The organism is Arthrobacter pullicola (assembly GCF_014836875.1).
GTDB classification, from domain to species: domain Bacteria; phylum Actinomycetota; class Actinomycetes; order Actinomycetales; family Micrococcaceae; genus Arthrobacter_B; species Arthrobacter_B pullicola.
This window is the reverse complement of record NZ_JACSQC010000006.1, coordinates 147,652-169,817: the sequence shown is the minus strand read 5'-3', so window position 1 is coordinate 169,817 and position 22,166 is coordinate 147,652. Positions and strand designations below refer to the sequence as shown.

Here is a 22,166-nt window from a genome sequence, read left to right as displayed (position 1 = left end):
GTGTTCCGCACCCATGAGGGAGTCCGGCTCCGCATGGGGCAGCAAAGGGTGGAGGGACCCCGCGGGCAGATCCGCTATGCCGCGCCGGTTCCCGTCCGGTCCACCGCGGCCAGAATCGCGTCCCCCAGGTCGGCCGGCCGGGTGAACTGCGGCCAGTGCCCGGTGGGCAGGTCGACGAACTCCACGTCCTTGATCCGGGCCAGTTCCTGGACGAAGGGGTGCCCGTCCGCTACCCACTGCTGCAGCACAACGGACGGGAACTCGCAGGCGATCAGCGTGGCTGGAACGTCCCAGCGACGCTCGTCGGAGAGTTGCTGCGGATCGTACGCGACCCCCGTCGGCTGCGGGACGGAACGGTCCCGGAACATGGTCCGCAAATCATCGGTGAGCCCGATGAGGTCCGCTGCTTCGAAGAACTGCCAGTCCGGCAGCGGGATCTCCCCGTTCACCTCGGGCAGATTGTCATTGATGACTCCGCCGTCGCTCATCGGTCCCGAGTCCACGTACACCGTGCGGGCAATCCGCTCCGGCCGGGCGTCCACCACCCCGTAGGCGATTGCCCCGCCGCCGGAATGCCCCACCAGGACCACGGGCCCGTCCAGGGTGTCGACGGCCTGCACGACGGCGTCGATATGGTCCCGCAGACCGATCCCGCCGCGGTCCGCGTCCGGAGACTCCAGCCCCGGCAGCGTCAGTGGATGAACAGTGTGCCCCGCGGCGGTGAGGGCAGGAGTGACCGCCGACCAGGAGGAGCCGTCCAGCCAGAAACCGGGAATAAGGAGAATGTCCATGGGCGGCACCCTATGCCAGCACAGTGACAGTGGCTACAGGGCGGGCCCGGTCAGCCTGCCTGGAGCCGGTCGATGCCCAGCAGCTCGATCTCCTCACTGCTGCAGCCGGAGCCGGCATGGGCAATGGTCAGTGATGCCGTGTCTTCCGGCGGGTAGACGAGGAACCCGGACGTGTCCACCAGGCCGCAGGCCTCACCGTAGTTCTCCGGACGGGTTTCCCGCAGGACAGCAGTGGCCGACTGGCCCGGTTCCAGAACCACCAGGGTTTCCGGTGTGCCCTCTGACCGGACCGCGGGAGCACCAACCTGGCTGCCGGTCACGCTGAGGTAGGAAACACCCGGGAAACCCATGGTGGAACAGGTTGCCGTGGACGTATTCGTCAGCACCAGTGTGCGGTAGGCACTGCCTGCCGCACCGCCGCCGGGGGTGTCCTCCACCGTTCCGGACAGCTTGTCCGCAGTGCACAGCGGAACACTCGACGGAACACCCGGCTCGACCGAGGCGCTGGGGGCCGCCGTCGCGGTTTCCGACGGGGTGGCGCTCGCCGCCGGACTTGAGGAGGTGCTGGACGGGCTGGAGGAGGGCGACTCGTCGGCAGCGTCGTTGCTGCTGCCGGCGCAGCCGCTGAGCAATACCGCGCCAAACACTGCCAGGCCTGCCAGCCGGGTGGTCAGGGCCGCCGGGGACTTCGAAACCGTAGTTCTCATGGATTCACCCTGAACCTGCGGCCGGACCGGGTCAAACCGCACCGCGGGACGCGTCAGAAGCACACCGGATTGTTACGCAGTGAAGTGGACGAAGCTCCACGACGTGGACCCCGGGGGCCCGCACCCGCCGTTCTTAAGGGGCCGCCGTTCTTAAGGAGCGGCGGGATTATTCGTGATGATAGGGACGGCCGCCGGCGATCTCCTGGGCACGGTAGATCTGTTCGGCCAGGATCAGCCGGACCAGCTGATGCGGGAAAACCAGCGGGGAGAGGGACCAGACAAAGTCCGCACGGTCGTGCACACCCTGGTCGACGCCGTAGGCACCGCCGATGATCAGCGTGACGTTGCGTGAGTTGTCCAGCGGTTTCTGCAGCGTTTTGGCCAGCTGCGGGGAGGTGATGGCCTTGCCCCGCTCATCGAGCAGGATCACGTAGTCGCTGCCCAGTTTGGCGAGGAGGCGTTCGGATTCTTCCTTCCGCGCGGCGTCGTTCTCCCGGGCGGAATGCGGAATGGACACCCAGGTCAGGTCGAAGGGTTTCTTCAGCCGCTTCTCGTAGCGACGGATGCCGTCAACCACCCAGTCCTCGTGCTTGCGGCCGACCATCAGTACGCGTAATGCCATGACTCTATTCAATACCGGGCACGTCCTGTGCAGAAATGAACCGGGCGGCTGCCGCTCGGCACCGCACGGGTCTAGACTCCCGGCAGTGGTGCCGACAGTCAAAGGAGCGCGGAACATGAGCGAGACACGGGCCATCGTCCTTGGAGGCGGGGGAGTTGCCGGAATTGCCTGGGAAATGGGGGCGCTCGCTGCACTGCTGCAGCAGGGGGTGGATCTCAACGCCGCAGACTTGGTGATCGGCACCTCGGCGGGATCAACAGTGGGAGCAGCCCTGCGCATGGACCAGCTCCCGGCCGTCCTCGCGGCTCAGCTGGTGGACGCCGAGCAGGCACCGGACACCGGACCCTCTCCGGCTGCGGACCAGTCCTACAAGGAGCCCAGCGGTTTCAGCAGTGAGGCGTTCATTGAGCTGACCGCGACGGCGGGACGGGGCGACGGCGATGAGCGGGCCGCCCGCGCCCGTGTCGGCGAGCTGGCACGCACCACGCCCGCGGTGATGACGGAGGGCGAATGGGTCGCCAGCATCCGGGCGCTGCTGCCGGGCCGGGAGTGGCCGGCCAAACCGTTCGGGATCACCGTGGTGGATGCCGGGGACGGAACCTTTACGGTGCTGGATTCAACGTCCGACGTCGAACTGGCCCGGGCGGTCGCGGCCAGCTGCGCTGTGCCCACGGTGTGGCCTCCGGTCACGATCCTCGGCCGGCAGTACATGGACGGCGGAATGCGCTCGGCCACGAACGCCGACGTCGCCGAGGGGTACGGAAAAGTCCTGGTGCTGGCGTGCGGACCCGAGGCGCCCGGAAGTCCGTTCGGGCCGAGCCTGCCCGAGGCCATGGCCAAGCTGGACCAGCACAGCCGGACGTTCCTGCTGGAAGCCGATGACGCCGCGCTGCGGGACTTTGGTGCCAACCCGCTGCTTCGTTCCACCCGCGGACCTGCCGCCCAGGCAGGGTGGCGCCAGGGGGATGAAGTGGCAGCGGCGTTTCGCGGGTTCTGGGAGAACTGAGCCGGCGGGAGCGCGTGGGGCTTAGGGCGGAGGCAGCTTCGTGGACTTGGGCCGCCCATCCGCCTTGCCGCCGTCGGCCCCTCCCGCGCTCGCCACGTCGCCAATGAACCGGCGTCCGGAGACTTCGTTCCAGCGCGACACCGAGATTTCCTTGCGGACCAGCCACTTGCCGTCGTCGAGGCACTCCAGCACCACCAGGACCCCGCCCGGAGTCACGTGGTACGCGTAGCGGGTGCCGTTCTCTTCGTCGTCGAGTTCTTCCACCGGGCCGTCAGCCCGCAGGATCCGTACGGTCACGGTGAATCTCCTGTCCGTGGGTGCGCCGGGCGGCCCGGTGCATTCGGGGTCTGTTCGATAGGGTAGCCGCACAACAGCCGGAAGCGAATGGGGACGCAATGGATCAGCAGCTGGGACGGGGTGGGAGCCGGGAACGGGTGCTGGCCTCGGTCCGCGTGATATCCGCGGTTTTGATCGCCATTGCCATCGGCGGGATCGTTCTGGCCGTCAGCAGCATTCTGTGGACCTCCTCTGCGGTGACGGTCCGACTGCCGGTGCAGCCTTTCTGGCCGCAGCTGCCCGAAGGAACGGGGGTGACTGATGGCCCGCCGGCCTACGTGGCGGGCGGCGGCTTCACCTTCGCGGACGTCGAGGTGGCCGACGCCGGCTGGGACGTCCGGCTCTGGACCGCCGCTGGCTGGGCGGTGCAGGCAGCGGCGGCGGCTGCGCAGGTTCTCTCCTACTCCGGCTGGTATGGAACGGCCGAGCCACAGCTCAACGGGCCGCTTGGTGTTGCCCCTGATCCGGGAGTTCTGATCGGGTTCACCCCGATCCTCTGGGGCTTGTCGCTGCTGCTGGTGTCGGCAGCGGTGACGTTCGCGCAGCGGCACGGGGTTTCCGAGGGATGGCGCCGCCCAACTTGAAGCATTCCGTTCGTGTCGATGAGGGGTCCGCCGCCATATAATCCGAGGATGCTAATCATGCTTTTCAACCGAGGCTTTTATGCCCAGCCGTCCACCTGCCTGCGGGGGAGCGAGCTGTGAGCGGCGGTCTCGTTGCCCTGCTGGACGACGTCGCAGCCCTGGCCCGCATCGCGGCCGCCTCGGTGGACGATATCGCTGCCGGAGCCGCCAAAGCGGGAGCCAAAGCCGCCGGCGTCGTGATCGATGATGCCGCCGTCACCCCGCAGTACGTGTCCGGCGCGGATCCGTCCCGCGAACTGCCGATGATCAAGCGGATCTTCTGGGGCTCGCTGCGGAACAAGCTGCTGATCATCCTGCCGGCGCTGCTGCTGGTCAGCGCCTTTATCCCGGCGGTCATCCCGTTCATCCTGATGCTGGGCGGCACCTACCTCTGCTATGAGGGTGCGGAGAAGGTCTGGCACAAGCTCCGCGGCCACCACGCTGCCGAAAAGGCGCCGGCGGTGGACCGGGGTCCGGAGGCGGAGGCCAAGGTCGTTAAGGGCGCCATCACCACAGACTTCATCCTGTCCTGCGAGATCATGGTCATCTCCATGAACGAGGTTGCCGACGAGTCCCTGTGGGTCCGCGCGATCATCCTTGTTGTTGTGGCGCTCGCGATTACCGTGCTCGTTTATGGTGCCGTCGCACTCATCGTCAAGATGGACGACATCGGTCTGCACCTGACCACCAAGGACTCCGCCGGTTCCAAGCGCTTCGGCGAGCTGCTGGTCAAGGGGATGCCCTCCGTGCTGGCAGCGATCACCCTTGTCGGCACGATCGCCATGCTTTGGGTTGGCGGACACATCATGCTGCAGGGCGCCTACGACCTCGGCTGGCATCTGCCCTACGACCTGGTCCACATGCTGGAGACTCCGTTTGCCGGCATTCCGGTGGTGGGAGGCGTCCTGGCCTGGCTGGTGAACACCCTGTGCTCAGCCATCCTCGGACTCGCCTGGGGCCTGGTGGTCATGGCAATCCTCCACCCTCTGCTCAAGGCGCTGCCGTTCGGCAAGAAGAAGGGCGGGCACGAGGCAGGCGATGTCCGCGCCGCAATTGCCGGTGCCCGGCCGGTGAAACGCAAGGACGATCCAGGCGCCTGACCGAACTGCGCTAGCCGCAGGGGCATTGCGATGCAGGTGTCTACGCCCGTTCGCGCGCGAGATGGTTGCGGCGCTCCTCTTCACGCTTTGAATACGCGGCGGCTCGGATCGCTTCGTCCGACTCCAGGCCGCTGCCGAGGGCGCCGCCGACAGTCGCCGCGGAAGCGACGAACCAGCTCAGCACAAACAGGTCGCCGTACCCGAGCGATTCCTGGAGGGATCCGCCCATCACAGCAGGGTCCAGGACGAACAGTGCCCAGGCCAGGTTTATGACGTAAAGCGCCAGATAGCAGATGAGCACTCCGATGGTCAGGGTCACCAGCGTCGATGTGTTGTAGAGACGGGACCTTTCCCTGGCATCGGCAGAGTTGCTTTCGGGACGGTCCCATAGCTGGCCGTCGATCACGAGCCAGCCGACGACAAGCGCGATGGAGACGATCGTTGCGATTGCGAGGTGCCACCACGACAGGGAGCCGGCCAGCAGCCAAATCGTCGAGTCGACCGTAGCGATGGCTCCCGTGGCCAGCGCCGCAACAAGCGCTGATTTGAGTCCGGGCACGAGCAGCCAAGGACGATTGGCAAGAACCATGCCCAGGAGCACCCGGCTGCGGGCGCTGAGGCGGGGGAGCTGGACGCGCTGCCCGTTTTGCAGAGGGTGCTCGGCCATGCCGCTGACGAGCTCGCTCACTGCATGCCGAGCGCGCGTGTGGATGCGGAGACCGCCGAGCGCGGGAAGTGACAGCACAGCCGTGCGTCGCTGTGGGTCGGTCTCAGCTAGCAGGTACCGGCCGTCGTCGTCCCGAAGCGGAAGCTCGGTTAGTCCGATGACGAGGTCCCATTCGTGTTGGCGAGATTGGTCCTGCAGCCGCTCCAACGCGGTGCCGATGTCCTCGAAGCCCGTGGTGAAGGACTCACTCACGACCTCGATGTCCCAAGCGCCGGAATCCTCACCGTCCGGCGGGGCGAGATCAATCATCCTTCGAGCATTCTTGGTGGGTGAGGCCGGGTCGGCGACGAGGCCGATGTGGAGCGGCTTCTTCATCATCACGGCAAGCTATCACAGAAGATCAGGGAGCCGACCGGTTGGGTGCGGGACCGGCTGGGGCAGGTTTCCTCAGTGTCGTAGCCGGCTGGTGACGGCGGGACGTCAGGGGAGTCTCAAACGTGAATCATGCCCTCGGGGACGTTCCGCAAACCTGCCGGAGACGGCCACCGCTGCGACGGCGAGGGTCACCACTGCGGCGTTCGCCGCGATGGTGCCCGCCCAGGTAGCCGGTGGGATACCGGCCGTGAAGCTGGCGGCGTTGAACATGGTGTGGCAGAGGATGCACAGGAACACTGCATTCCTGGGCGAAACCGTGAAGATCGCGCCGTAGAGGAAGCGGAACGCCATGATCTGGACTGCGAACATCCAGAAGTTGATGAGGCCCGACTCGTGGTTTGTGCCGGGGATGAAGAAGAGCGGGATATGCCAGAGCAGCCAGATGAACCCGACCACCAGGGAGGACACAACAAAGCCCCACCGCCGATCCAGCCCGGGCTGCAGTGCGGTCATCCAGCCGGCCTCTTCCATACCGCCGATGATGAGGTTGCCGGGCAGGGACAGTACGAACATGATCCAGGGAAGGGCATGGACTGAGGGCCCTGAGACCAGCAGGTGAAGCGAAAAATACATGACGAGTGCCGAGACGACCAGCAGATAGCCCACCGGGCGGCCCCGGGCGAAGAACACGAGCTTCAGCCAGTCCCCAAGACCAGCGACCATCCGGTTCCTTCTGAGGATGATGTAGGAAGCGATAGCCGGCGAGAGAATGTAGATCGAGAAGGGCACGTTCGCCAGGAACTCCGGCACCGTGGTGACGACGTTGTTCACTTCATACCCGAACCGGGCCGCGATGATCAGCGCTCCGGAGATGCCGTAGGCGATCACGAATGTGAGGGCTGTGAACTGCCAGGCGATACGTGTGTCCGTCACGCTGCCACGGTATAACACCTGCTCAGCTGCCAATATCGGGCGGGGGCGGGGGCGGTGGAGAGGCAGGTGCGGGCAGCGAGTCTGGAGCTTTCGGAGCCTTCACCCACCGACGTCGTTTCTCGGCAAAGAAAAAACCCCGTAGATCCAAGGGATCTACGGGGTTTTCGCTGGCGGTGACGGTGGGATTTGAACCCACGTTGGCTTTTACACCAAACAACATTTCGAGTGTTGCACCTTCGGCCGCTCGGACACGTCACCAACGGGACAACCTTACCGGGTCTTGGCCCCCAGCCCCAAAACGTCCGGGGCACCCGGCAGGCGGGCAGCCGCCAACCCGCCAACCCGCCCCGCGCCAGCTAGAGGTCGACGACGTCGTTCTTGCCGATGTCCGGAGTCCCCCCGGTCACCGCGCTCTTGCCGATCTTGAAAAGACTGGCGACCTTGGGCTCATCCGAGACCCAGTACTCCGCCGTTTCGCTGTTGACCTTGATCAGCGCAATCGTCGGGTCCTCACGGCCCTGCTCAAACCAGGCAGCAGCCGAGGACTTCCAGAGCTCCTGGATCCGCTCCTGGTCCTTGGAGATCTCCGCCCGGCCGCTGATCGAAAGGTAACCCTTCTTGTCAGCCACCGAGACGTTGACGTTCGGGTTGGCGCGGATCTCATCAGCCTTCGGTGACGGGTCCTGCGTGAAGAACCAGAGATTGCCGTCCGAATCCGTCTCCTGCAGCTCCAAAGGACGGCTCACGAGGTTCCCTTTGAGGTCCATGGTGGTGAGGTTGCCGATCTTCGCGTGCTCCAGAATGCTGACCACGCGGTCGATGCCTTCCTGCTGCTCTGAACTCATGCCTGCTCCTAGCTGCTGTGCTGCCATTCGGACAAAAGCAAGCCTACTTATCAATCTGTAGTGCGGCTAGTCCGCGGCCAGGGAACCGCCCGAAGCCCGCCGGGCACCGAAAAACTCACGCAGCAGGGCTGCGCACTCCGCCTCCCGTACACCGGGAAAAACTTCCACCCAATGGTTCAGCCGCGGCTCGCGCAGGATCTCAAATACGGACCCGGATGCTCCGGCCTTCTCGTCCCAGGCACCGAACACCACCCGGGGAACCCTGGCCAGCACAATCGCGCCGGCACACATGGCGCACGGCTCCAGCGTCACCACCAGGGTGCACCCCGCCAGCCGCCACTCACCCACGGCGGCAGCAGCCTGCCGGATCGCCACCACCTCAGCGTGTGCGGTGGGGTCTCCCGTCGCCTCACGCTCGTTGCGTCCGGTTCCCAGGATCCGGGCGTCAGGGCCCACGACGACGGCGCCAATCGGCACGTCAGACGTCGCCAGTGCACCGCGCGCCTCCGCCAGCGCCAGGCCCATCCAGGCCTCATGCTCAGTGGTGAGGGATTCCATACAGTCATGGTCCCTTATTTCGCGCCGGAGCCCGCAATTTCCTCCGGGGCGCCAGGAGCCTCGATGGTAGTTTGGATTCATGCGCGTACTAGTAGTGGATCATCCCCTCGTAGCCCACAAACTGACGGTTCTCCGGGACAAGGACACCCCTTCACCGGTCTTCCGTCAGCTCACCGAAGAACTCGTGACACTGCTGGCCTATGAGGCCACCCGCAACGTCCGGGTGGAGCCCGTCAACATCGAAACCCCGGTCACCGCCACCGTCGGAACCGGACTGGTGAAGCCCACCCCCCTGGTGGTGCCGATCCTGCGCGCCGGACTCGGCATGCTGGAAGGCATGACCCGGCTGGTCCCCACTGCTGAGGTCGGGTTCCTGGGCATGGCCCGCAACGAGGAGACGCTGGAGGCGATCACCTACGCTGAGCGCCTTCCCGATGATCTGACCGGACGCCAGGTCTTCGTGCTCGATCCAATGCTTGCCACCGGCGGCACCCTGCGTGAAGCCATCAAGTTCCTGTTCAAGCGCGGCGCCGCGGAGATCGTGTGCATCTGCCTGCTTGGCGCGCCGGAGGGACTGAGCATCCTCGAAGAAGAGCTTGCCGAAGCAAACGTCACGATCGTCCTGGCGTCCATCGATGAGCGCCTCGATGAAAAGGCCTATATCGTGCCAGGCTTGGGAGATGCTGGGGATCGGCTCTACGGGGTCGTCAACTAGCCCCCCAGAAGGGCACTGAGTGCCCAGGTTTGTCTCAATATATGGACAAACCTCCATCGCTTGACTTCCAGCGGTTCATAAGTGTGCTTATGAGCCGCTGGTTCGTTTAAGTGGGTTTATCGCTAAAAATGCCTTGTGAGAACGCGAATTTACGGCACGGGTCGATGGTGGCTGATCGTCCGGCAAGAGGGCATTATTCGTGAGTTCAGTCACAAATCCGCACTATAGGTCCACTATCTGAGACACGCCCGACATTGTTACTTGTGCGTATCTGTTTGTTACATGCAATAATCCGTAACGTGAACATCCACACGACAGCATGTGTCGCAGATCTTCTCCATGGCAGCCATGCCGGCGGGAAGAACTGCTGTCGTCGAATGCAGGCTTAGGGATACCACCCCCAGTCCCCAGGCACCACAAAAAGCCCAACGAAGGGCACAACCCCTGCGCCATCTCGACCGGGCACACCCCCTGCATAGTGCCGTGATGACGGTAATTCACCATGAGGTCCCAAAATGTCAGTAGCATCCGGGTACGTCCACATCTCCCTTCGCAATGCTCAGAACCGCTCGGCAGGTATGCCCCGCCCCTCGGCGCAAGGTTTCCCCCGCCAGTTCGGTGCCCCGGGTGCCGTTCAGCAGTTTCCCGGCCAGGTCATTCCGACCGGCGCGAGCCCTTTCCGCTCAGCTCCTGAAGGGCTGCCCATGACCGCCCCCACTCCCGCCGCCGCGTCTTCCAGTACGGCCGGACCGCTCTCCGCGTCCAATGACACCGTTGCCCGCGGTTTTGTGATCTACGTCGGACTCGACGAAGACACCGCCGCAGCCAACGGCACCACCCTGACCAAGCTGGCGCAGGAAATCCGCGCCCACGTCCAGACGCTTGTCCCCGGTGCGCAGAGCCATGCCGCCGTCGCGCTGGCTCCGACAGACGCGGCCGGCTCGGATATCGACGTCGTGCGCCAGGCACTGGGGGACCCGACGGCGAACCGCCGCCTGCGCCAGGAGGCTCCCGCCCCGGCGCCTGTGCAGCCGAGCGCACCCCGGCCCTCCGGCGTCCTGATCGACCTCTCCCGCCGCGAAGTCCACCTGGACGGAGAGACCCTGAACCTCACGTTCAAGGAGTTCGAACTGCTCAACTACCTGGTTGAGAATGCCTCCCGGACGGTGGGGCGCGAGGAACTCCTTTCCGGCCTGTGGCGCAATGCCGAGGAAATGCCCAACGAGCGCACCATCGACGTCCACATCCGGCGTCTGCGCTCCAAGCTGGGGCGCCTGGCCAACACGGTCCGGACGGTGCGCGGCCAGGGCTACCGCTTCTACGAACACCCCGAGGTTGTTGTCTGGGCGGCTCCTGAGTACAGCATCTAGGCTGCGTGGGGGCCGGCCGGGCGCCGGCCCCCACGCAGATAGACTTGGCCCATGAGCGGCCACCACGTAAAAAAACTGATGCTGCTGAGGCATGCCAAGGCAGACTGGCCGCGCGAGGTCACCTCGGACCATGAACGTCCGCTGTCCGGACGCGGGCACCGCGACGCGCCGCAGGCCGGGATCTGGATGCGGGAGCACGACGCCGTTCCGGACTTCATTCTCTGCTCCTCGGCCCTGCGCACCCGGCAGACCTGCACCTGGGTGTGTGACGAACTGGGGGAGAAGGCGCCGACCGCGAAACTTGAGGACAGGCTGTACGACGCTTCCGCCGGGTCCATCCTCACGGTCATCAACCACGTCCCCGAAACTGTCACCAGCCTGCTGGTGATTGCCCATATGCCGGGCGTCCAGGAGCTGGCCATGCGGCTGGCCTCGGTGTCATCCGATGAGGACGCGGTCATGGAGATGGCGACCCATTACCCGACCTCCGGGCTGACGGTCATGGACGTGGAGACTCCGTGGGCCGAGCTGGATGGCCGCGACGCGAAGATCACCCACTTTGCGGTGCCCCGCGGCTGACATTCCGGGGTCAACCGGCCGGAGCGCACTAGAGTCCGTATTTCTCCAGCAGGCGCAGCCACACCTCGCTGATGGTGGGATACGCCGGAACCGCATGCCAGAGCCGGTCCAGCGGCACCTGTCCGGTCACGGCGATGGTGGCCGCATGGAGCAGCTCGGCAACCCCCGGTCCGGCGAAGGTGAACCCCACGGGAATCGACCGGTCCTCATCCACCATCATCTGGGCCCAGCCCTCATAGCCATCCGCGAACAGTGATGATCCTGCGACACTGATCGGCAGGGAGGTCTCAGAAACCCGGATCCCGCGCTCCTGTGCCTGCTCCGGGCTCAGGCCCACCATTGCGATTTCGGGATCCGTGAACACGACCTGCGGCACGGCTGCGTGGTCCGCGGTGGCAGCGTAGGGGCTCCACGGCGGAGGCGCACCAAAACCGATCTCCCCTTTCGCCCGGGCCGCGATCGCTGCGCCGGCCGCCCGGGCCTCGTACTTGCCCTGATGCGTCAGCAGGACCTTCCCCGCGGCGTCTCCGACGGCGTAGAGCCAGTTGCCGGCGCCGGACACCAAGCCACTGTCGTCGGTTTCCAGGCCTTTGGGGTCAAGCCCGAGGTCCTCCAGCCCCAGACCGCGGAGGGCCGGACGCCGGCCGGTTGCCACCAGCAGCTTGTCGCCGTACAGGGACCCGCCGCCGGGCAGCTCCATGACGACGGCGCCGGACTCCTCAAAGACCCGCTCGGCGGAGGTGTCAGTGAGGATCCTCACGCCGTCAGCCTCCAGCGACTTGGCCACAAGGTCCGCCGCGGCGCGGGGATAGAGGTCCAGCAGCCCGTGGCGAGCCACGAGGGACACCGCGGAACCCAGCCGGGCGTAGGCCTGCGCCAGTTCGGTTCCCGCCACGCCGCCGCCCAGGACCAGCAGCCGCGGAGGCACTTCCTGTGCGGATGCCGCTTCCGCGGTGCCCCAGAAGGCAATATCGGCAAGGCCTTCAAGGGGAGGAATAACGGGCTCGGAGCCAGTGGCCAGGACGACGGCCTGGCGGGCGCTGATGCTCAGGTGGACCCCGGCGTCGTCACTCACATCAACGGCACGTTCACCGCTGACCCGGGCCCGCCCCCGGACCAGTCCGATGCCTGTCTCTTTGACCCACTTCACCTGTCCGGCATCGTCCCAGTCAGAGGTGAAGGAATTCCGGCGCCGGAAAACCGCGGAGGCGTCCAGTGCACCGGTAACTGCCTCCCGCGCACCGCCCACCGCTTTCGCCTCCGCCAGCACCGTGCCCGGGCGCAGAAGTGCTTTCGAAGGCATGCAGGCCCAGTAGGAGCACTCCCCGCCCACCAGGGCTGTCTCGACCAGGATGGCTTCCAAGCCGGCCTGGACGATCCGGCCGGCGGCGTTTTCGCCCGCGGCACCGGCCCCAATCACTACAACGTCTGTCTCCAAGGATTCAGCCATGGAGCCGAGCCTTTCATCTGCACAGGCAGGGGACAAGCGGCGGGGGTAGGAGGAGGATCATCACGGAGCCATCGGGGCGGTCCGCCCGAGCAGGGCCGGGCGTAGCCTGAGCCTATGGAAGCGGAGCTTCGGACCCTCAGGCTGCGGACGGGAATCTCGGTGCCCTGCCTCGTCCAGGGTGATCCCGGTTCGCCCCCGGTGCTGCTGCTGCATGCGTGGGGGGAAACCCGCGGGAGCTTCGACCGGCTGCTGCCCGGGCTGTCCGGCTTCCGGGTCTATGCTCCCGATCTTCGGGGGCAGGGGGATGCGGATAAACCCGAGGGCGGGTATTCGCTGGCAGGGCAAGCGGAGGACGCTGCTGCCATTTTGGAAGCCCTCTCAGTGCAGCGGGCCTTTGTGGCCGGGTCCTCCAGCGGCGGCTACGTGGCCCAGCAGCTGGCCGTTGCGCATCCCGGCCTGGTTGCGGGGCTGGTGCTGGTGGGCTCCCCGCTGAGCCTTCGGGGCCGGCCGGCCTTCGCCGGTGACGTCGAGGCGCTCACAGGCCCGGTGTCAGCGGGTTGGGTGCGGGAGTCCCTGTCCTGGTTTCCGCGGATTCACAAGGTGCCCGGCTGGTTCGAGGAGGAGCGGGTGCATGACGGCACCAGAATGCCCGCGAATTCGTGGAAGCGGATCCTCAGCGGCTTGGTTGCGGCCCCGCCCCCGACCGAGTCGGGAACCATCCGTTCGCCTGCGCTTATTCTGTGGGGAGCAGAAGACAATGTGCTCTCACGGGAGGACCAGGAAGTCCTGGCCGAGCAGATCGACGGCGCCGTGCTGAAGGTATATCCGGGTGTGGGGCACCTGGTTCTGTGAGAGGTTCCGGAGCGAGTGGCCGAGGATGCGAGTGCATTTTTCCGGCTCCACTCTTGAAGCCCCCCGGAGACCCGGCCTGGGCCTGCGAACAGCCCGGCGAAAAAAGCCGCCAAACAAAAAACCCGGCCCGACCGCATTTCTGCTGGTCGAACCGGGTTTCAATGGTGCGCGCGAAGGGATTCGAACCCCCAACCTTCTGATCCGTAGTCAGATGCTCTATCCGTTGAGCTACGCACGCATTCTGGAATATCCTTGGATTCTTCGCTTTTCAGCGCTTCTTTCAAGTTCTTCCGTGGCTGTTTGGCCGTAGATAACTATAGCGGGGTTCTTTGGAGAACGCCAATCGGCCTCCGTTACGCCCAAACACTAGACCGGTCTATATGACCTTCGTCACACAAAAGGGGTCCGGAAGGTGAATATGCCTTGAAATCTAGGGAGACAGGGAGGCGTAGGACACATAGGTAGTATCTTTCCGCTCAAGAATCACAGGGATGGCCAAATAGCATCAAAAAACACCACTGACCCAACGAAGGGAAGAGTCATGGGCGATGACGCGCGTCAGCTAGTTCTCGATGAGAGCGGCAACGCTGCTCCTGGCCAATTGCAGGACAGCAAGATCCGGGGGGCCTCCGACGGGGCACCCACCACCCACCCTGCCCTGCTTGCCTGGGTCCAGCAGGTGGCCGAGCTGACGCAGCCCGCCGCGGTCTATTGGGTCACCGGTTCGGATGACGAAAACACGGTCCTGACGGATGAGCTGGTGGAAGCCGGCACCCTGACACGGCTGAACCCGGAGACCTTCCCGAACTCCTTCGCGGCCTTCTCCGATCCCAAGGACGTTGCCCGCGTCGAGGAGCAGACGTTCATCTGCTCCGAGAAGAAGGAAGACGCCGGCTTCACCAACAACTGGATGGACCCGGCCCAGATGCGCACCAAGCTGGACGGCCTGTTCGCCGGCTCCATGCGTGGCCGCACCATGTACGTCATTCCGTTCGTGATGGGGCACCTCGACGCCGAGGACCCAAAGTTCGGTGTGGAAATCACCGACAGCGCCTACGTGGTGGCCTCCATGCGGATCATGGCCCGCATCGGCACCGATGTGCTGCGGAAGATGGAAGAACTGGACAACGCCTTCTTTGTTCCGGCACTGCACTCCGTGGGGGCGCCGCTGGCCGAGGGCGAAGCCGACGTGGCCTGGCCCTGCAATGAGGAGAAGTGGATTGTCCACTTCCCCGAAGACCGGTCCATCTTCTCCTACGGTTCCGGCTACGGCGGCAACGCGCTGCTGGGCAAGAAATGCTACGCCCTGCGTATCGCCTCGGTGATGGCCCGGGACGAGGGCTGGCTTGCTGAGCACATGCTCATCCTGAAGCTCACCAGCCCGGAAAAGAAGGACTACTACGTCTCCGCGGCGTTCCCCTCTGCCTGCGGCAAGACCAACCTCGCCCTGCTGGACCCCACGGTCGAAGGCTGGAAGGTCGAGACCCTCGGGGACGACATCACCTGGCTGCGCTTCGGGCACGACGGCGAGCTGCGTGCCACGAACCCGGAGGCCGGCCTGTTCGGCGTCGCTCCCGGCACCGGCTGGAGCACCAACCCCAACGCCATGCGCGCCATCGCCAAGGGCAACTCGATCTTCACCAACGTTGCGCTGACCGACGACGGCGGCGTCTGGTGGGAGGGGATGACAGACGAGGTTCCCGCGCACCTGACCGACTGGCTGGGCAACGAGTGGACCCCGGATTCGGACACCCCGGCAGCCCACCCGAACTCCCGGTTCTGCACCCCGATCGACCAGATCGACATGCTGGCGGAGGAATACCACTCTCCGGAGGGTGTGCCCGTTTCGGCGATCCTGTTCGGCGGACGGCGCAAGACCACGGTTCCCCTGGTTACCCAGGCGCGCGACTGGACCAGCGGCATCTTCATGGGCTCCACGCTGTCCTCGGAGACCACGGCTGCCGCCGCCGGTGCGGTGGGCGTTGTGCGCCGCGACCCGATGGCCATGCTGCCGTTCATGGGCTACGACGCCGGTGATTACCTCAAGCACTGGATCACGCTCAGCGGTAAGGCAGATCAGGACAAGCTGCCGGCGATCTTCCTGGTCAACTGGTTCCGCCGCACGGCCGACGGCGGCTTCGCCTGGCCTGGCTTCGGCGAGAACTCGCGGGTACTCAAGTGGGTTATTGAACGCCTCGAAGGCAAGGCGGACGCCGTCGAAACCCCGATCGGTTTTGTGCCGACCGGCGATTCGATCGACCTCGCGGGCCTGGACATGACGCCCGCCGACGTTGAGGCTGCCGTGCACGTTGACCCGGCCGAATGGGAAACCGAGCTGGCCGGCATCGACGAGTGGTACGCCCGCTTCGGCGGGTCCCTGCCGGAGGAACTTTCCGCCAAACTGGCGGAGGTCAAGGACCGCTTCGCTGCCGCTAAATAAGTAGCAGCTGAACAGCCTGAACAGTCTGAACAGCCTGAACGGCAAAAGGGAGGCCCCGCGGCTCTGGATTCCAGAGCCGCGGGGCCTCCCTTTTATCCGCTTGGCGTTTGTCCGCTCGCGGCGGTCCGGTTAGGACTCAGCCGGTGCTTCGTCCCCGGCAGCCCAGACGATCGGCTCGCCGGATTCCCAGATGGGATCGGCAAAGGTCCATACGCCATCCTGTTCGGAGTACGTCTGGATCGCGGAGATGCACACACCTTCGGAGTGCTCGGCCACCACGTGGATGGCGTCGGTGCCTTCATCCGGGAGGGTGATGTCGGAGAAGACCGCCACTGCCCGGTTCTGGTCCTTCTGGTCCGTCAGCACGGTGTAGAGGTCGTCAATCATGGACTCGGCGTCCAGATCTTCGTCGCTCTCCTCGGGGGAGACGGCAACCATGCGAAGTTCGCCGTCGTTCTGCACCACCAGGGCAGCGGGCAGGAACGCGCCCTGCGCTTCGAGCTGTTCCTGCGTGACACCGAGGGCGGTGCCCAGCAGCGAGTTCAGGTCATCCTGTACCTGGGCGGAGGGTTCTCCGCCGGCCAGTTCTACATCAGCCATGAGCTCATTTCCTAACTAGTTCAAGGACACGGTCGCGGACCTGCTCCATGGTGGAGAGGTCCTCTGCCTCGGCGTTCAGCCGGAGGAAGGGTTCGGTGTTGGACGCGCGGAGGTTGAACCACCAGGTGCCGTCATCAGAGGTGAAGGTCAGGCCGTCCAGGAGATCGACGGTGACGCCCGGCCGGTCGAACTCCGCGCGGACGCGGGCCACGGCGGCCGGCACGTCGTCGAGCTTGGAATTGATCTCGCCCGAGGAGAAATACGGTTCGTATTCCCGCGCCAGGTCGGAGAGCGGCAGGCTCTGCTCTCCGAGGGCCGCCAGCACGTGCATCGCGGCCAGCATGCCGGTGTCCGCGTTGTAGAAGTCGCGGAAGTAGTAGTGCGCCGAGTGCTCGCCGCCAAAGACCGCGCCTTCGGAGGCCATCAGGGCCTTGATGAAGGAGTGTCCGACGCGGGTGCGGACGGCACGGCCGCCGGAAGCCTCAACCAGTTCCGGCACAGCGCGGGAGGTAATCAGGTTGTGGATGATGACCGGGACTTCCTCACCGGCAGCCATCGCGCGGGCGATCTCGCGGCGGGCCACAAGGGCGGTGATCGCCGAGGGGCTGACCGGGGCGCCGAGTTCGTCAATGACGAAGCAGCGGTCCGCGTCGCCGTCGAACGCCAGGCCCAGGTCCGCGCCGTGCTCGACGACGGCGGCCTGCAGGTCGCGGAGATTCTCCGGTTCCAGCGGGTTGGCCGGGTGGTTCGGGAAGGACCCGTCGAGTTCGAAGTACAGCGGGACGATGTCCAGCGGCAGGCCGGGCAGGAGGGAATCGCCCAGCACGGCGGGGGTGGTGAGGCCGGCCATGCCGTTGCCGGCGTCGACCACTACCTTCAGCGGACGGATGCCGCGAAGGTCCACCAGGCTGCGCAGGTATGCCGCGTAGTCGCCGAGGACGTCCCGCACGCTGACCTGGCCCGGATTCTCCACCGAGGGGATCACGCCGTCGTCCAGGTAGCGTTCCGCCGCTTTCTGGATTTCCTTCAACCCGGTTTCGGAGGAGATGGGAACGGCGCCGGCCTTGGCCATCTTGATGCCGTTGTACTGCGCCGGGTTGTGGCTGGCCGTGAAGGTCACGCCGGCGGCGTTCAGCGCACCGCAGGCGTAGTAGAGCTCATCGGTGGAGATCAGGTCCAGAAGCAGCACGAACGCGCCGCGGGCCGTCGCACCGGAAGCGAAGTCCTTGATGAACTCCGGGGAGGACTGGCGCATGTCGCCGCCCACCACAATGGTCTCCCCGGCCAATTCCAGCACATCGACGAACGCAGCGCCGACGGCCTTGACGATCTGGGGAGTGATGGTCTCGCCCACGACGCCCCGGACATCGTAGGCCTTGAAGGACGCAGAGAGATCAAATGCAGTAGTCACGCCTTGCAGTCTATAGGGGAGTGCGGTGCAGCCCGGCAAACAGGCCGCCCCGGCTGTGGACAGGGACTGTTTTCCACAGGTGTCCCGCGCAGCGTGCCACGGTGTCCGTGGAGGCTGGAATAGTGGAACGTATGGAATCCGTGCAAAACGCTCAGTCTCCCTTCGCGTCCAACCTCGGTCAGGACGGCGGCCCGGATGGGGCAGCAGCCCTGCGCGCAGAGGCAACTACCCTGCTGCGGGCCCTGGTGGGCCGGGAGGATGCCGAATTCCACGACGGACAGTACGAGGCCATCGAGGCCCTGGTCCGTGGCGGACGCCGGGCGCTGGTGGTCCAGCGCACCGGCTGGGGGAAGTCCGCGGTCTACTTCGTGGCCAGCCTGCTGCTGCGTGCCCGTGGCGCGGGGCCCACACTGATCGTCTCGCCGCTGCTGGCCCTGATGCGCGACCAGGTCGCTGCCGCCGCCCGCGCCGGTGTCCGGGCAGCGGCGATCAACTCAGCCAACCAGCTGGAATGGCAGGACATCTCCGCCCGGCTGGAAGCGGACGACGTCGACGTCCTCCTGGTTTCGCCGGAACGGCTCAACAACCCCGGCTTCCGTGAGAATCATCTCCCGGAACTCATCCGCCGCTCCGGCTTGCTGGTAATTGACGAGGCACACTGCATCTCCGACTGGGGACACGATTTCCGGCCGGACTACCGGCGGATCCGGCACCTGATCGAGCAGCTCCCGCCCAGCGTTCCGGTGCTGGCCACCACCGCCACGGCCAACTCCCGCGTGGTGAAGGATGTTGAGGAGCAGCTGGCAGCCGGCGGCGAAGAGGTCTTCACCATCCGCGGAGCCCTGGCCCGGGATTCGCTGCGGCTGGGTGTGCTCCGGCTGCCCAGCCCGCGCAGCCGGCTCGCATGGCTGCTGACCCATCTGGAAGACCTGCCCGGCAGCGGCATCATCTACGCGCTGACCGTCTCCGGCGCCGAGGACACCGCCCGCCTGCTGCAGAAGGCAGGGCACAAGGTGCTGGCCTACACCGGGCGCACCGATCCGGCGGACCGCGAGCAGGCCGAGGCAGCGCTGAAGAACAACGAGGTCAAGGCCCTGGTGGCGACCAGTGCGCTGGGCATGGGGTTCGATAAACCCGATCTGGGCTTTGTGGTGCACCTCGGTGCGCCCTCCTCACCCGTGGCGTACTACCAGCAGGTGGGCCGCGCCGGCCGCGGCACCCCCAACGCCGATGTGCTGCTGCTGCCCGGCTCCGAGGACCGGGATATCTGGGAGTACTTCGCAACCTCCTCGATGCCCGCCGAAGGGCCGGCCAACGCCGTGCTGCGGGAGCTGGCTGATGGTTCGGTGCTCTCAACTGCGGCGCTGGAAACCCTGGTGAACCTGAAGCGTTCTCCGCTGGAGCTGCTCCTGAAGGTCCTGGCAGTGGATGGCGCCGTGGAACGGGTCACCGGCGGCTGGCGGGGGACCGGACAGCCGTGGACCTACGACCGCGAGCGGTATGAGCGGATCGCCGCAGCCCGGGTCAAGGAACAGCAGGCCATGCTGGACTATGAGAACACCGGCGGCTGCAGGATGGAGTTCCTCTCCCGGCAGCTCGATGATCCCGCGGCGGCTCCCTGCGGGCGGTGCGATAACTGCGCCGGCCGCTGGTTCCCGGACGACGTCGCCGCAGAGGCTACCGACAGTGCCGGCCAGGCGCTCAGCCGGGTGGGCGTGGACGTCGATCCGCGCGGTATGTACCCCACCGGAATGGACCGACTGGGCGTGCCGGTGAAGGGCAAGATCAAGCCCGACGCCGCCATCTCCACCGGGCGCGCCCTGGCCCGCCTGACGGACCTCGGCTGGGGCGGCCGGCTGCGCGAGATCTTCGGGCCCGGGGCTGAGGAGACGCCGGTGGACCAGGCGCTGCTGCAGGGCTGCGTCCAGGTGCTGGCGCAGTGGGGCTGGCGGGAACGGCCCGTCGCCATTGTCAGTGTGCCGAGCCGTACGCGTCCCCAGCTGGTCGGGTCCCTGGCCCAGGGACTCTCCGAGCTTGGCCGGATCCCGTATCTCGGCGCCCTGCAGCTGCCGCACGGCGGGCCGTCCGGCGGCCCGGGCGGAAACAGCGCCTTCCGCCTGGCCTCGGTCTGGGAGCAGTTCGCGGTGCCGGAGGGTGGAGCAGAATGGTTCGCCGCCAATCCCGGCCCGGTGCTGCTGGTGGACGACGTCGCGGACAGCCGCTGGACCCTGACCGAAGCCGGACGCACCCTGCGGCTGGCCGGCGCGGAGTCCGTACTGCCTTTCGTGCTGGCGCTCAAGGCCTAGCCGGCGCTGAAAAGGTTAGCCGGCGCGGATTAGCCGAAACCCGGCCGGGTTTACCGCTGGCGCGGCAGCCCGGCCGGATTCGCTGGTGAAGCTAGCGCGCAGCGGGGACGCTGCTGGCATCATCCTCGTAGTCCGTGATCCCCGCTGCGTCGCGGGCCGCTACATAACCGAAGGTCAGCGCCGGACCCAGGTTGATGCCGCCGGCCGGGTAATGCCCGCCCATCACGCTGGCCTGGTCGTTGCCCACAGCGTACAGCCCGCCGATCGGCTGGCCGGCGGCATTGAGGACCCGGGCGCGGGAATCAACGTCAATCCCGGCAAAGGTCCCGAAGCTGCCGGGGACCACCCGCACTGCATAGAACGGTCCCTTTTCGACCGGGGCCAGCGACGGGTTGGGAGCGGTCTTCGGATCGCCGCCGTAGCGGTTGAAAGCCGTTTCCCCGCGGTCGAAGTCCGGATCGACACCGCGCCGGGCATTCTCGTTGAACCGGGCGACGGTCTCCTTGAGGCCCTGGGGGTCGATTCCGCAGTTACGTGCCAGTTCCTCCAGCGTCCGGCCCTTCTTGAGGTAGCCGGAGCGCAGATAGGGAAACAGGGGCACGGGCAGGGGTTTGGCCATGCCCAGCGGATATTTGCGGACGAACCGTGCGTCCGCGATCTGCCAGGATTCCACCGTCTCGCCCTCGGGGGTGGCATCAATGAGCGCGGCAACATAGTCGTAGTAGCCGTTCGCCTCATTGACGAACCGCTTGCCGTCCCGCCGTACTCCAAGGCTGCCGGGTTTCGCGCGGTCCATGATGTGCGGGAAAACGCCCTGGCGGCCGCTGGCGTACGGCACCAGGGACACCGGGCACCAGGCGGCCGGCGAGGCCAGATCGGTTTTAAAGTGCGCCCCGGCTGCCTCGGCCAGGGTGAGGCCGTCACCGGTAGCCTCCTTTGGTGTCAGGGTCCAGTGCTCGCGCCCGGTGGGGGTCTTCGGGAAGAGCGTGGCGCGCCGCTCGATGTCCTGCGGGAAGCCGCCGGTCGCCAGCACGACCCCGCGGGCCGCGGTGATCGTATAGGGACCGTCCGGACCTTCCACCTCGGCGCCGGTGACGGCTCCCGTGGCGTCGGTGATCAGCCGGCGGGCGGGCGTCGAGACGCGGATGTCGACGCCCAGGTCGTCCGCGGATTTCATCAGCCGGCCGGTCAGGGCGGTGCCGTTCACCAGCTGCATACTGCGGCGGTGGACCAGCAGGTCGAAGATATGGGGGACAAACCGCTTGGCTGCGTGCAGCAGGCCGCTGATGCTGCCCTGGGAGGCGGCGAGGAACTTTGTCAGATCCGGGCCTGCCATGATTCCCATGCCAAGGAAGGACGTCTCGTACAGCTGGTGGCGCATCTTGGCCCGTACCTCGGGCCGGATGCTGCGCGCGTTGAACGGTGCCGGGCCCACGGAGCGGTGTCCGGTGCCCGCGCCGGGCGTCTTGCCGTAAATGTCGTTGATCTTGGCGCCGGGTACGAACTTCAGGCTGGTCTTCTGCTCAAAGAAGCCCACCATGTGCGGCACCGCCTCCAGGAAGGCCTCGACGCGGGCGGCGTCGTAGTTTTCCCCCAGCCGGTGGCTCAGGTAGGTGCGGAACTGCTCGCGGTCCTCATCCACGCCGGCGGCCTTCGCCAGCGGGTTGCCGGGCGTCCAGGCCCACCCGCCGGACCAGGATGTGGCCCCGCCGCAGACCGCGGCTTTCTCCACGACAATGACCTTTAGTCCGTGGTACGCGGCGGTGACGGCGGCGGAGAGGCCGCCGGCTCCGGAACCGATCACTAGGACATCGACGTCGAGGGAGGGCTTGGCGGTGGTGGTGCTCATTGGGCTGGATCCATTTCGGTGGTTCGGTGCG

At 66.2% G+C, this 22,166-nt stretch carries 21 protein-coding genes and 2 tRNA genes; 9 read left to right on the top strand and 14 right to left on the bottom strand.

All coding sequences use genetic code 11. From position 1 onward, the window contains the following. Positions 1–74 precede the first annotated feature (74 nt). The 3 genes from H9638_RS13575 to H9638_RS13565 form a co-directional block, all read right to left on the bottom strand. Positions 75–791, bottom strand: coding sequence for an alpha/beta fold hydrolase (locus H9638_RS13575; protein ID WP_191748181.1), 717 nt, complete (start codon positions 789–791; stop codon positions 75–77). A gap of 50 nt (positions 792–841) precedes the next feature. Beyond that, on the bottom strand, positions 842–1,498 hold the full coding sequence (locus H9638_RS13570; protein ID WP_191748179.1) for a DUF4232 domain-containing protein: 657 nt from the start codon (positions 1,496–1,498) through the stop codon (positions 842–844). Between the two features lie 166 nt (positions 1,499–1,664). Continuing rightward, complete coding sequence (locus H9638_RS13565; protein WP_191748177.1) at positions 1,665–2,120, bottom strand: 23S rRNA (pseudouridine(1915)-N(3))-methyltransferase RlmH; 456 nt, start codon at positions 2,118–2,120, stop codon at positions 1,665–1,667. 115 nt (positions 2,121–2,235) lie between these two features. Here H9638_RS13565 and H9638_RS13560 point away from each other — a divergent pair, with 115 nt between their 5' ends. Next, the gene (locus H9638_RS13560; RefSeq protein ID WP_191748175.1) at positions 2,236–3,126 is read left to right on the top strand and encodes a patatin-like phospholipase family protein; all 891 of its coding nucleotides are present in this window, start codon (positions 2,236–2,238) and stop codon (positions 3,124–3,126) included. 21 nt (positions 3,127–3,147) lie between these two features. On the opposite strand, the gene H9638_RS13555 is transcribed toward H9638_RS13560, so the two are convergent. Further along, positions 3,148–3,423, bottom strand: a complete 276-nt coding sequence (locus tag H9638_RS13555) for a hypothetical protein (RefSeq protein ID WP_191748173.1) — start codon at positions 3,421–3,423, stop codon at positions 3,148–3,150. 98 nt (positions 3,424–3,521) lie between these two features. Here H9638_RS13555 and H9638_RS13550 point away from each other — a divergent pair, with 98 nt between their 5' ends. Then, complete coding sequence (locus H9638_RS13550) at positions 3,522–4,046, top strand: hypothetical protein (protein WP_191748171.1); 525 nt, start codon at positions 3,522–3,524, stop codon at positions 4,044–4,046. A gap of 116 nt (positions 4,047–4,162) precedes the next feature. Continuing rightward, on the top strand, positions 4,163–5,185 hold the full coding sequence (locus H9638_RS13545; protein ID WP_191748170.1) for a DUF808 domain-containing protein: 1,023 nt from the start codon (positions 4,163–4,165) through the stop codon (positions 5,183–5,185). A 40-nt stretch (positions 5,186–5,225) separates the two neighbouring features. On the opposite strand, the gene H9638_RS13540 is transcribed toward H9638_RS13545, so the two are convergent. The 5 genes from H9638_RS13540 to tadA all read right to left on the bottom strand — a co-directional run bounded on the left by H9638_RS13540 (position 5,226) and on the right by tadA (position 8,563). Beyond that, positions 5,226–6,230 (bottom strand): hypothetical protein, encoded by a 1,005-nt coding sequence (locus H9638_RS13540; RefSeq protein WP_225217409.1) that lies wholly within the window; start codon positions 6,228–6,230, stop codon positions 5,226–5,228. A 102-nt stretch (positions 6,231–6,332) separates the two neighbouring features. Next, entirely contained in the window at positions 6,333–7,160 is an 828-nt protein-coding gene (locus H9638_RS17095; protein WP_191748168.1) for a CPBP family intramembrane glutamic endopeptidase, read from the bottom strand. Between the two features lie 168 nt (positions 7,161–7,328). Further along, positions 7,329–7,418 (bottom strand) — tRNA-Ser (locus tag H9638_RS13530). Between the two features lie 98 nt (positions 7,419–7,516). Further along, on the bottom strand, positions 7,517–8,005 hold the full coding sequence (locus H9638_RS13525; RefSeq protein ID WP_191748166.1) for a pyridoxamine 5'-phosphate oxidase family protein: 489 nt from the start codon (positions 8,003–8,005) through the stop codon (positions 7,517–7,519). Between the two features lie 66 nt (positions 8,006–8,071). Further along, positions 8,072–8,563 (bottom strand): tRNA adenosine(34) deaminase TadA, encoded by a 492-nt coding sequence (tadA, locus tag H9638_RS13520; protein WP_191748164.1) that lies wholly within the window; start codon positions 8,561–8,563, stop codon positions 8,072–8,074. 79 nt (positions 8,564–8,642) lie between these two features. On the opposite strand from tadA, the gene upp reads away from it, so the two are divergent. From upp to H9638_RS13505, 3 genes are all read left to right on the top strand, one after another. After that, positions 8,643–9,278, top strand: coding sequence for a uracil phosphoribosyltransferase (gene upp / locus H9638_RS13515; RefSeq protein ID WP_191748162.1), 636 nt, complete (start codon positions 8,643–8,645; stop codon positions 9,276–9,278). A gap of 515 nt (positions 9,279–9,793) precedes the next feature. Beyond that, positions 9,794–10,648, top strand: coding sequence for a winged helix-turn-helix domain-containing protein (locus H9638_RS13510; RefSeq protein WP_191748160.1), 855 nt, complete (start codon positions 9,794–9,796; stop codon positions 10,646–10,648). 51 nt (positions 10,649–10,699) lie between these two features. After that, the gene (locus H9638_RS13505) at positions 10,700–11,227 is read left to right on the top strand and encodes a SixA phosphatase family protein (RefSeq protein ID WP_191748158.1); all 528 of its coding nucleotides are present in this window, start codon (positions 10,700–10,702) and stop codon (positions 11,225–11,227) included. 28 nt (positions 11,228–11,255) lie between these two features. Here H9638_RS13505 and H9638_RS13500 read toward each other — a convergent pair whose 3' ends face one another. Further along, positions 11,256–12,677: a dihydrolipoyl dehydrogenase family protein gene (locus tag H9638_RS13500; RefSeq protein ID WP_191748157.1), complete on the bottom strand. Its 1,422-nt coding sequence runs from the start codon at positions 12,675–12,677 to the stop codon at positions 11,256–11,258. A 114-nt stretch (positions 12,678–12,791) separates the two neighbouring features. Between H9638_RS13500 and H9638_RS13495 the strand changes: the two genes are divergently transcribed. Then, positions 12,792–13,529, top strand: a complete 738-nt coding sequence (locus tag H9638_RS13495) for an alpha/beta fold hydrolase (protein WP_191748155.1) — start codon at positions 12,792–12,794, stop codon at positions 13,527–13,529. A gap of 162 nt (positions 13,530–13,691) precedes the next feature. On the opposite strand, the gene H9638_RS13490 is transcribed toward H9638_RS13495, so the two are convergent. Then, positions 13,692–13,767 (bottom strand) — tRNA-Arg (locus tag H9638_RS13490). A gap of 303 nt (positions 13,768–14,070) precedes the next feature. Here H9638_RS13490 and H9638_RS13485 point away from each other — a divergent pair. Then, positions 14,071–15,969 (top strand): phosphoenolpyruvate carboxykinase (GTP), encoded by a 1,899-nt coding sequence (locus tag H9638_RS13485; protein WP_191748153.1) that lies wholly within the window; start codon positions 14,071–14,073, stop codon positions 15,967–15,969. Positions 15,970–16,098: 129 nt separating this feature from the next. Here the strand turns inward: H9638_RS13485 and H9638_RS13480 are convergent, their stop codons facing one another. Both H9638_RS13480 and H9638_RS13475 read right to left on the bottom strand, forming a co-directional pair. Next, complete coding sequence (locus H9638_RS13480; protein WP_191748151.1) at positions 16,099–16,569, bottom strand: hypothetical protein; 471 nt, start codon at positions 16,567–16,569, stop codon at positions 16,099–16,101. Positions 16,570–16,573: 4 nt separating this feature from the next. Then, on the bottom strand, positions 16,574–17,980 hold the full coding sequence (locus H9638_RS13475; RefSeq protein WP_191748149.1) for a phosphomannomutase/phosphoglucomutase: 1,407 nt from the start codon (positions 17,978–17,980) through the stop codon (positions 16,574–16,576). 131 nt (positions 17,981–18,111) lie between these two features. Between H9638_RS13475 and H9638_RS13470 the strand changes: the two genes are divergently transcribed. Then, entirely contained in the window at positions 18,112–20,286 is a 2,175-nt protein-coding gene (locus tag H9638_RS13470) for a RecQ family ATP-dependent DNA helicase (protein ID WP_191748147.1), read from the top strand. Positions 20,287–20,377: 91 nt separating this feature from the next. Here the strand turns inward: H9638_RS13470 and H9638_RS13465 are convergent, their stop codons facing one another. Then, entirely contained in the window at positions 20,378–22,135 is a 1,758-nt protein-coding gene (locus H9638_RS13465; RefSeq protein ID WP_191748145.1) for an FAD-dependent oxidoreductase, read from the bottom strand. Positions 22,136–22,166 lie beyond the last annotated feature (31 nt).